The organism is Kribbella yunnanensis, from assembly GCF_039529655.1.
Classification (GTDB): Bacteria; Actinomycetota; Actinomycetes; order Propionibacteriales; family Kribbellaceae; genus Kribbella; species Kribbella yunnanensis.
The window spans coordinates 1-9,301 of the sequence record NZ_BAAANF010000046.1 but is presented as its reverse complement, the minus strand read 5'-3'; the positions used below and the strand labels follow the sequence as shown (position 1 = coordinate 9,301).

Here is a 9,301-nt window from a genome sequence, read left to right as displayed (position 1 = left end):
TCCTCGCGCACGGCCACGTCGTACGACGGTGAATGGACCCGCTGGAGCACCTGTTCCTGGAAGGTCGCGTCGGTGATCATCGCGAACACTTCTTCGGGAGTGGCGTCGTATGACGCCGACAGGCTCAGGTCCATGATCACATCCTGACGCTAGAAGATGTAGAAGCCGGTGAGAGCCGTGGGCAGGGCGCCGAGGACGATCCACGGCGTGAATGGCGTGCGCTGGAAGATCAGCCGGACCCCGGCGACCGTCAGGAGACCGATCACCGCGGACATGATCCACAGGCCGACTCCCTTCCCGTGATCGGTCTTGGCGATGCCGATGCTGTAGACGGCGAGCGAGACCGCGGGGACGCTGCCGATGTGGACCACGATGACCGAGGCGACCCAGCGCTGGACGGTCTCGATCTTCATGCGCTGGGCGGGACGTTGGCGAGGTTTCACAGATCATTCCCTGCGTAGGACTGGTTGAAGCTCTTGTTGGTCAAGGGGAAGTCGGGAACGATCGTGTCGGCCAGGGCGACCGGCAGGGCCGGCCAGTTGAAGAAGGACGGGTCGACGATCTTCCACCGCGACACGGAGCTGTCGGGGCCGAACTCGATCCGGTGGGCGATGGTCCCGCGCCAGCCCTCGACCAGGCCGACCCCGGAGGTGTTTCCCGCGGTGAGCCAGGTGGGTTTCGTGGTCTCCGCACTGAGCGGTGGCTGGGTTGCGATGAGGTGCGTGAGCAGGGCGACGGAGTGCTTGATCTCGTCGGCTCGGGTGAGGAACCGGGCCAGGACGTCTCCCTCGCTCCGGACCGCAGAGGCGACCTCAGTAGTCAACGGCGTGAACGGGTGATCGCGTCGGGCATCGGGATCGCACCCGCTCGCGCGGGCGACGTACCCGAGGGTGCCGAGATCGCGGGCCTGAGCCGTGCCGAGGACAGCGGTGCCGGTCATGCGGTCCAGTACGACGCTGTTACCGAGCGCGATGTCGACGATCTGCTGGACCTCGGCACGGATCGCGCCCAGTACGCCGGGATCGGGGAGAGCCCGGAGGCGAGTGGCACCTGGCGTGATCGCGCCGCGGAGCAGGCGGTGGCCGGTCACCTGCTTGTTGAGCCGAAGCAGCTGTTCGCGGATCCGCTGCGCGTGCGTGTTGGCGATGCCGTACCCGACGTCGTTGCAGAGAGCCCCGATATCGGTAACGTGGTTGTACAGTCGCTCGAGCTCGAGCAGGATCGCCCGCAGGACCTGGGCCGGTGCGGAGACCGGCCAGTCGCGGGCTTCCTCGACGGCCAGGCAGAACGCGAGCGTGTGCCCGACTGTCGTGTCGCCGGAAACTCGCTCGGCCAGTGGGAGGACGTCGGCGATCAGTTTGCCTTCGGCAAGTTTCTCGATGCCCTTGTGGACGAACCACAGCCTTGCCTTGAGTTTGAGAATGGTCTCGCCGACGACGGAGAACCGGAAGTGGCCCGGCTCGATCAGCCCGGCGTGGATCGGTCCGACCGGGATCTCGTAGACGCCCTTCCCGGCGACCGTGAGGAACGGGTACGGCTCGTCGATGTCGCCGAAGGCCGGTGGCGGCCCGGCGTCTCGCCGCATGGGGTACCAATCGGATGGCCAGTGCTGGTGGAGCACGAGCCGACGCTGATTGGGATGGCCGACTATCTCGATGCCGAAGAGATCTTGCAGCTCGCGTTCGAAGCGGCCCGCCGGGAAAGATAATGCGGCGAGGCTGGGGATCTGCGGCGCGGACCGGCTGGTGCTGAGGATCAGCTCGACGCGCCGGTCGGGCCGGGCGGCGACGAACAGGTAGACGACGCGGAACGCGTCCCGGTCGTCGTGCCCGGCGATGAGTGCGAGGCGGTATCCGCTGCCGAGCAGTGTGGCGGCGTGGTCGGCCAGAGAATCCGCGGTGACCTTGGATTGGCGCCGATTGGGGTAGGTCCTCGGATCCGGGCTCATCGCGACGTCCCCACAATCAAGCTCGCAGTGTGCAGCAGCGATCCGAGCGGCCAATCGACGAGCCCCAGAACGCCGACGATCACGAGCCCGGCGAGCAGCGGGGTCGCGGTCGATGTTCGGAGTGCGGGTGCCGGTGGCTCGGTGGAAGCGCCGAAGAGCATGCCGGCGGCTTTGGCGCTGATGGCAACAAAGACGACCAAGAGCAGGACGAGTACGGCGGCCATCACCCAGCTGAGTCCGGCCGCGAACCCGGCGCGGAGCAGGCCGATCTCGCTGACGAACAGGCTGAACGGCGGCAACCCCAGAAGCGCGACCAAGCCAGCAGCGAACACACCCGCCAGCATCGGCGCGCGAACGAACAACCCGCGCACCTCGTCGATCCGGGTGCTGCCTTCGCGGGCGAGGATCTCCCCCGCTCCGCAGAACAGCACAGCCTTGCCGAGCCCATGCCCGACGATGTGCAGCACCACCGCCGCGATCGCCAGCGGCGTACCAATCGCGACCCCGATCGCTGCCAGCGCCATGTGCTCGATACTCGAATAGGCCAGCAACCGTTTGTAGTCGCGTTGGGACACCAGCAGGCCGGCGGCCAGCGCGAGAGACGCCAGCGCGACGGTGATCATGAGACCGCGGACGAATCCCTGTCCCACGCTCTCGACCGCGATCACGCGGTAGCGGGCCAAGGCATAGATCGCGACCGGGAGTAGCACTCCGGACATCAACGCCGAGACGGGTGCGGGCGCTTGGCTGTGGGCATCCGGCAACCAGCTGTGCAACGGCACCAGACCAGCCTTCGCACCGAACCCCAGCACCAGCAGCGCGAACGCAAGCCGCATCACACCCCGATCGAGCTCGCCGGCATGTAAAGCGAGCTCGCTCCAATCAAGCGATTCGATCCCCGCCTGCTGGGCGGCGTAGTTCACCAGGACGGTACCGAGGTAGGCGAGCGCGATGCCGACCGAGCAGATGACGACGTACTTCCACGTCGCCTCCAGCGACTGCCTGGTACGGCGATGCCCGACCAGGAAGGCGGTGACGATGGTGGTGGCCTCCACCGCCGCCCACAGCAGCCCGAGGTTGTTCGCCAGGACCGCGAGCACCATGGCCGCGATGAACAGCGGCACGAGTACGCCGTACCGTCGGGCGCCGGGCGCGTCGGTGTGGCCGGCCTTGAGTTCGTCGTCGATGTAGCCCAGACCGGACCACGTTGCGATGACACCGACCGCTCCGATGACGATCAGCATCAGACCGGACAACGCATCGATCCGCAACCAATTGCCCGCAGCAACGACTCCGCCGCCTGCCGTCCAGGCCGTCGTACCGGCACCAGCCGCCAGGACTGCCGTGGCTGCGGCGATCGCGCCCACTGCGATCGAGCGCCGCCAGCCCATCAGGACGGCTGCGCCTGCAGCTGCCAGCGGCGCGGCCAGCGGCACAGCCGTCAGCAGCAGTGCAGGACCACCGGTCAGATCGCTCATCAGTCGTGCAGCTCCCGGAGCTCGTCAATGTCGGTCGCGCCGAAGGTCGCCCGCAACCGGGCGGTGAGCACCTGCAACACCAGCACGACCAGCAACACGTCGAGGGATACGGCGAGCTCGACGATGCCGGGCACACCGCCGGTGATCAGGAAGGCCGTGGTCGCGATGCCGTTGTCGAGCAGGAGGAACCCGACGATCTGCGACAGCGCACGCCGACGGCTGACGAGAACGAAGAACCCGAGCAGCACCATCGCCAGCCCCACTGGGACCGCCTGTGTCTCGGCTGACGGCGCAAGCCGGACGATGGGGCGGCTTGCTGCGTAGGCGAGCAGGATCAGCAGGGCGGCGGCAACGATCGACGCCGTCATGTTGATCAGCGGCTCGGTCTCCCGCGCCTCGCCGCTGTCGCGCAGGACCCGGCGGAGAATGCCAGGCACCACGATCGCCTTGAGGACCAGTACGCCGATCGCGACCGCGCCCAGCTCGATGCTGTCCAGCCGAACGGCGAGGGTTCCTGCCAGTGCTCCGAGCAGTATGCCCTGCACGGCCAGCAGACGAACGATCGCGGCGAGCTCACGACGCCACAGCACCAGAACCGACGACAGCAGCAGGCCGCCACAGACCAGATAGAGCCATTGAGTCATCGAGATCACGCCAGGAAGAAGGAGGACGAGACGGCCAGGACGCCGAACAGGAACGAACCCGCGAGCAGCTCCGGAACCCGGAACAACCGCAGCTTGGCCATGAACACCTCTCCAGCTGCCAGCACCGCCCCGAGGATCGCGACCTTCGCCGCGAACGCGCCCGCTCCGATCAGCAGCGCGAGCGGTGACGCAGTCGTGGCGACGCCCCACGGCACAAACAGATTCGCCCACAGGCCCAGCAGGACGGTCAGCCGCAGCGCCGAGGCGAACTCGATCAGGGCAAGGTCGCGACCGGCGTACTCGAGGACCATCGCCTCGTGGATCATCGTCAGCTCGAGGTGCGTCGACGGGTTGTCCACCGGCAGCCGACCCGCCTCCGCCACCACGACCACGGCGAGGGCAACGGCGGCGAGCAAGGTCGCGGGCGACAGCACGGTGGCCGGGGATTCCTGGCCACGTTCCACGATCGCCGACAGGTTGGTCGACCCGACCCGCACCGACAGCGCGAACCCGGCGAGCAGGATGGTCGGCTCGGCCAGCGCTGCCACCGTGATCTCGCGACTCGCGCCCATGCCACCGAACGCCGTACCGGTATCCAGGCCGGCCAGGGCCAGCGCAACCGTGCCGAGCAGCAGCAGCGCAACCACCGCGAACAGATCCGCAATGCCGCTCAGCGGAGAGACCGTGGCGACGAACGGCGCTATCGCGGCGATCACAACCGTAGTTGCCAGCAGCACAGCCGGCGCTGCAGCGAAGACCCAACTGGACCCCTCCGGGGAGATCGGCTCCTTGCGGAACTGCTTGCGCAGATCCCGCCACGGCTGCCCGATCCCCGCACCGGCCCGCCCCTCCAGCCGAGCCCGGACCTGCCGCATCACACCGACCAGGTACGGCGCGATGACGATCAGCAGGACGACCTGTACCACCACTCCGGCCGTCTTCATGTGGTCATCCCCACGACGACCAGGACGACGATCAGACCGAGCAGTCCGAATGCGAGGTACCTGTGCACGCTGCCGTTCTGCAGGCGGCTCAGGACACTACCCGCCTTCGCGGTCCCGGCGAGCACCGGCGGATACAACGAGGCTTCGAGCCGGTCGTCGACTCGTTGCCGGTACTCGACGCTCGCAACCAGGTACTGCGACTCCTCGTGATGAGTCACGTTGACGTCGTACTGGGGCCGCAGCACGTCGTCGAAGACCCGCGTCAGCGGCTCGGCGAAGGACGTTGCCGTGTACTCCATCCGCGGATCCAACCGAGTGCCACCGCATCCCCAGACCAGTGACCGGCGCCGCGGCAACCCACGGCGAATCAACGCGACAGCAAGCAGAGCCACGATGACGAGACCCGCCAGAAGCAGCAGCGGCGACATCTGGCCCTGCACACCCACCAGGTGCAGCGTCACTCCCCCACGCAGCGGCACCCCGTCGTCCACCGTCGGCAAGACACCGAGGACCCTGGCCAACGCCGGCCCGATCGACGCAGGCACTAGCGCCAGCACCGCGCATCCCACGGCCGCAAGGACCATCGCCAATCGCATCACCAGCGGCGACTCGTAGGCAGCCGCCGCCGATGCCGACCGTGGCCGCGCCAAGAAGCCCACACCGAACGCCTTCACGAACGTCGCCACTCCGAGCCCAGCCGTCAACGCGACCGTCCCGACCGCCAGCGGCATCGCCACCGCAACCACCGTGTCCGCTCCCGGCAGCCCGTGAATCAGGCCCTGCAGCAGCAGCCACTCAGACACGAACCCATTGCCGGGCGGAAGCGCTGCCGCCGCCAGCGCGCCGATCCCGAACAGGGCGGCCGTTGTGGGCATCCGCGGCACCAGTCCGCCGAGACCGTCGAGATCTCGGATTCCCGTCGACCGCAGGACCGAGCCGGCGCCCAGGAACAGCAGCGTCTTGAAGCCGGCATGGTTCAACGCGTGCAGAAGAGCCGCCGCGATCAGCAGGCTCGCCAAGGCCCGGTTGCCGTCCGCCGCGAACATGCCGCCGGCTCCGACACCGATGAACACCAACCCCATGTTCTCCGTCGTCGAGTAGCCCAGGAGCCGCTTCAGATCCGTCGCGACCACCGCCTGCAGTACGCCGTACAGAGCAGACAGCGCGCCGAGGATCAGGGCGAGCAGCCACCACCAGCGGGGGCCGCCGCCGAGGAGGTCGCACCCTACCCGCAAGATCCCGTACAGCCCGAGCTTCACCATGGCCGCCGACATCAACGCCGACACCTGACTCGGCGCCTCCGGGTGGGCCTTGGGCAGCCATACATGCAACGGCACCAGGCCCGCCTTCGAGCCAAAGCCGATGAGCGCCAGCACGAAGATCACCGACTTGGTTGTCGCCGACAGTTCGGCCGCTCGCAACGCGTCGAACGACTCGTCTCCGGCCTGCGCCGCGAACAGCACGAGCCCGAGCAGGATCGCGATCAGGCCCGCATGCGTCATCCCGCCGTACCAGATCCCCGCGTCACGCACGGCCGGCCGGAGCCCGTGCTCGACGAGAACCAGCACCAGCGAGGTCAGCGCCATCAACTCCCACAGCACCAGGAACGTCGTCACGTTGCCGGCCGCAGGAACCAGGATCATCGCGGCGACGAACAACGGCAGCAACGCCTGCGCCGTCCGCGAACCGGCCCCGGTCCCGTCCGCGTGATCGCCACCGGTGTAGCCGATGCTGTAGAGCCCGGCCACGACAGCCACACCGCCGACAAGCGCACAGAAGATGCCCGACAAGGCATCGACATCGAGGACCGCTGCACTCATCGGGAGCAACTGCCGCACCGTCGCGGTGAAGGTCTGCCCGGTGATCGCCAGAACGCCGGCCACCACGCCGAACACCCCGGCCACGCTCGCGGCCAGACCAGCCACTACGGCTCGAGTACGCGGACCTGTGAGTACGGCGATCAGTGCGCCTGCGCCGGCGGCCACCAGTACGCCGAGCAGCGCCCCACCAATGGTCATCGGCCGGTGAGGTCCCGCAATGCGTCAATGATCTGCGGCGGCTCCGGTGGGCAACCCCGCACGACGACATCGACCGGGATCACATCGCCGACCGCGCCCTCGACGCCGTACCCACCGGCGAAGACGCCACAGTTGTCGGCACAGTCTCCAATGGCGACCACTCGCTTCGGCGCCGGCGTCGCGCCGTATGCCTTCCGCAGCGGTTCGGCCATGTTCCGCGTCACCGGCCCGGTCACGAGCAGTACGTCGGCATGGCGCGGCGAGGCGACCAGACGGGCACCGTACCGCTCCCCGTCGTACACGGGACCGAACGCCGAACCGATCTCCACCTCGCAGCCGTTGCACGACCCGGCATCCACATGCCGCACCTGCACCGAGCCACGCAGCGCGTGGTCACCCGCACCATCGCGTTTCGGTGCCGGCTCCGCGACACGGCCGGTCTCGCGGATCTTCCGCAGCAGCGCTCTCACCGCGCCGCCCGCTTCACGCGTGACCGCCCGGTGGCGACCGCGTCCGCGCGGAGACCGTCAAGCAGCTCCGCCTGCTCCGTCAGCACCGACGTCAGGATCACCCGGGCGACCTTCAGCAGCTCGGCGACGTGCGGGCTCGTCAACGAGTAGTAGACCTGCGAGCCCTCCTTGCGGGTGGTAACCAGGCCGGCCCGGCGAAGGACCGCGAGCTGCTGCGACATGTTCGAGGCCTCCAGGCGAACCTCCGGCAGCAACTCACCGACCGCCATCTCCCGCTCGCTCAAGAGCTCGAGCACCCGGATCCGGGCCGGATGCCCAAGAGTCTTGAAGAACTCGGCCTTCAACTGGTGCAGCGGTGTGGTCATCCTCTGACTTCCATCCCTTCCCAAGTCATGCGCAATACATGCGATCATGAATTGAAAACTTCTGCAACTCTTGTGTACTGTACAGCGACAGCTCGCCGGCCGAACGGGAGATCATGGAGACGTTCACCGCGGAACTGCAACAGCGGATCACCGCCGCCCGGCACGCGCTCCGCACCGCTCACGAGGCGGGTGACCTCGACGCCGAACGCATCTATTCAGGCGAACTCGACAGCCTCCTCCGCCTCGCGATGGAGAACGGCGTACCGGTTCCGGCCGACGAGCCCCGGGACCAGACCTGAGCCGTCACGATCCGGCCAAGCAAGCGGAGATCGTGCTCTACGAGGTCACCTACACCTCAACCAAGCACGACGCACCGAACCGCACGGTGACAGACGCCGCCGGAGTCACCGACCTCGTCCGCCAGGCCGCCGCCACCGGCTCGCGCGTCCACATCCGGCCGCTGTCAGAAACCGGTGACCATCATGTCGTCGATGTCGTAGGTGAGGTTGTTCCGGACGGCGACGACACCCGCCACCCGTGAGGTCGCGACCGCCGCGTGCTCGACCTGGCTGCGGTAGACAAGCGTGCCGCCGAGCTCAACGATGCCACCACAAACCTCAACACTCAGATCCGCACTCTCCCGCGTCGGCCGCGACCGGTCGAGATCGACCACGACCCGCACCTCGGCGGCGATCTCGTCATCGGAACGCCGATAAGCAGCCAGCAGATCGCGCCTCGTCAGCAGACCGGTCAGCCATCGCTGATCGTCAACAACACACAGCGCCGGCACTGTCGCGGCCACCAGCCGGCGGGCGGCCGCACTGACCGAGGCACCGGCCGAGATGGTCGGCGGCGGCGAAGTCATCAGCTCGGCGGCCGTGACCGCCCGGGCCTTGCGACGCCGGCGACGCGCAGCACCGCCGCCGAGCACGGGAATCGGATCCAGACCGCCGTGGAACTCGAGATTCGCCAGTACGTCGAGCTCGGTGATCAGACCGACCGGCATCCCGCCGGACACCACCGGGACCGCACCGACATCGGCCGCGAACAGCGCACAAGCGACCTGCTTGAACGGGGCATCCGGACGAACGCTGACCGGCGACCTGGTCATCACCGCCCCGACAACAGGCTCAGCCATCTCGCACCTCGCCGCAGACTTGCTAAGATTAGCAACTACTCAACTAATAGCCATGATGCCTCAAGGGAGCAGCCCGTGCACAGGCCCCTGTACGAGCGGAAGGCCGAGTTCTTCAAGACGCTCTCCCACCCCGCACGGATCCGCGTCCTGGAACTACTCAGCGAACGCGACCACTCCGTCGCAGAGATGCTGCCCGACGTCGGAATCGAAGCCTCCAACCTCTCCCAACACCTCGCCGTCCTCCGCCGAGCCGGACTCGTCACCACCCGCAAGTCCGGCGCAACCGTCATCTACTC

11 protein-coding genes are annotated in these 9,301 nt (G+C 67.8%); 2 read left to right on the top strand and 9 right to left on the bottom strand.

The genetic code is table 11. The features are described 5' to 3' along the window. Positions 1-149: 149 nt before the first annotated feature. Genes ABD231_RS42090 through ABD231_RS42055 form a run of 8 tightly spaced genes read right to left on the bottom strand, consistent with a single transcriptional unit; the run spans position 150 to position 7,867 of the window. On the bottom strand, positions 150-413 hold the full coding sequence (locus tag ABD231_RS42090; RefSeq protein ID WP_344166080.1) for a hypothetical protein: 264 nt from the start codon (positions 411-413) through the stop codon (positions 150-152). A 26-nt stretch (positions 414-439) separates the two neighbouring features. Then, complete coding sequence (locus ABD231_RS42085) at positions 440-1,948, bottom strand: hydrogenase large subunit (RefSeq protein ID WP_344166078.1); 1,509 nt, start codon at positions 1,946-1,948, stop codon at positions 440-442. Beyond that, entirely contained in the window at positions 1,945-3,426 is a 1,482-nt protein-coding gene (locus ABD231_RS42080) for a proton-conducting transporter transmembrane domain-containing protein (protein ID WP_344166076.1), read from the bottom strand. The genes ABD231_RS42085 and ABD231_RS42080 overlap by 4 nt, the downstream gene beginning before the upstream one ends. After that, a complete protein-coding gene (locus tag ABD231_RS42075) occupies positions 3,426-4,070 on the bottom strand; it encodes a hypothetical protein (protein WP_344166074.1) in 645 nt (214 codons plus the stop codon). Before ABD231_RS42075 ends, ABD231_RS42080 begins: the two co-directional genes overlap by 1 nt. Positions 4,071-4,075: 5 nt before the next feature. Beyond that, on the bottom strand, positions 4,076-5,014 hold the full coding sequence (locus ABD231_RS42070) for a respiratory chain complex I subunit 1 family protein (RefSeq protein WP_344166072.1): 939 nt from the start codon (positions 5,012-5,014) through the stop codon (positions 4,076-4,078). Next, positions 5,011-7,032: a proton-conducting transporter transmembrane domain-containing protein gene (locus ABD231_RS42065; RefSeq protein ID WP_344166070.1), complete on the bottom strand. Its 2,022-nt coding sequence runs from the start codon at positions 7,030-7,032 to the stop codon at positions 5,011-5,013. Before ABD231_RS42065 ends, ABD231_RS42070 begins: the two co-directional genes overlap by 4 nt. Beyond that, the gene (locus tag ABD231_RS42060; RefSeq protein ID WP_344166068.1) at positions 7,029-7,502 is read right to left on the bottom strand and encodes an NADH-quinone oxidoreductase subunit B family protein; all 474 of its coding nucleotides are present in this window, start codon (positions 7,500-7,502) and stop codon (positions 7,029-7,031) included. Before ABD231_RS42060 ends, ABD231_RS42065 begins: the two co-directional genes overlap by 4 nt. After that, complete coding sequence (locus tag ABD231_RS42055) at positions 7,499-7,867, bottom strand: ArsR/SmtB family transcription factor (RefSeq protein WP_344166066.1); 369 nt, start codon at positions 7,865-7,867, stop codon at positions 7,499-7,501. Before ABD231_RS42055 ends, ABD231_RS42060 begins: the two co-directional genes overlap by 4 nt. Before the next feature lie 113 nt (positions 7,868-7,980). Here ABD231_RS42055 and ABD231_RS42050 point away from each other — a divergent pair, with 113 nt between their 5' ends. Continuing rightward, on the top strand, positions 7,981-8,166 hold the full coding sequence (locus ABD231_RS42050) for a hypothetical protein (protein WP_344166064.1): 186 nt from the start codon (positions 7,981-7,983) through the stop codon (positions 8,164-8,166). Between the two features lie 164 nt (positions 8,167-8,330). On the opposite strand, the gene ABD231_RS42045 is transcribed toward ABD231_RS42050, so the two are convergent. Next, on the bottom strand, positions 8,331-9,005 hold the full coding sequence (locus tag ABD231_RS42045) for a CBS domain-containing protein (RefSeq protein ID WP_344166062.1): 675 nt from the start codon (positions 9,003-9,005) through the stop codon (positions 8,331-8,333). Between the two features lie 75 nt (positions 9,006-9,080). On the opposite strand from ABD231_RS42045, the gene ABD231_RS42040 reads away from it, so the two are divergent. Next, positions 9,081-9,301 (top strand): ArsR/SmtB family transcription factor (locus tag ABD231_RS42040; protein WP_344166060.1); only part of this gene is annotated, 221 nt, incomplete at its 3' end.

Bases quoted from the DNA above. Each gene is read 5' to 3' on its own strand.
- ABD231_RS42090 (WP_344166080.1), bottom strand. From the start codon at position 413: ATGAAGATCGAGACCGTCCAGCGCTGGGTCGCCTCGGTCATCGTGGTC.
- ABD231_RS42085 (WP_344166078.1), bottom strand. From the start codon at position 1,948: ATGAGCCCGGATCCGAGGACCTACCCCAATCGGCGCCAATCCAAGGTC.
- ABD231_RS42080 (WP_344166076.1), bottom strand. From the start codon at position 3,426: ATGAGCGATCTGACCGGTGGTCCTGCACTGCTGCTGACGGCTGTGCCG.
- ABD231_RS42075 (WP_344166074.1), bottom strand. From the start codon at position 4,070: ATGACTCAATGGCTCTATCTGGTCTGTGGCGGCCTGCTGCTGTCGTCG.
- ABD231_RS42070 (WP_344166072.1), bottom strand. From the start codon at position 5,014: ATGAAGACGGCCGGAGTGGTGGTACAGGTCGTCCTGCTGATCGTCATC.
- ABD231_RS42065 (WP_344166070.1), bottom strand. From the start codon at position 7,032: ATGACCATTGGTGGGGCGCTGCTCGGCGTACTGGTGGCCGCCGGCGCA.
- ABD231_RS42055 (WP_344166066.1), bottom strand. From the start codon at position 7,867: ATGACCACACCGCTGCACCAGTTGAAGGCCGAGTTCTTCAAGACTCTT.
- ABD231_RS42050 (WP_344166064.1), top strand. From the start codon at position 7,981: ATGGAGACGTTCACCGCGGAACTGCAACAGCGGATCACCGCCGCCCGG.
- ABD231_RS42045 (WP_344166062.1), bottom strand. From the start codon at position 9,005: ATGGCTGAGCCTGTTGTCGGGGCGGTGATGACCAGGTCGCCGGTCAGC.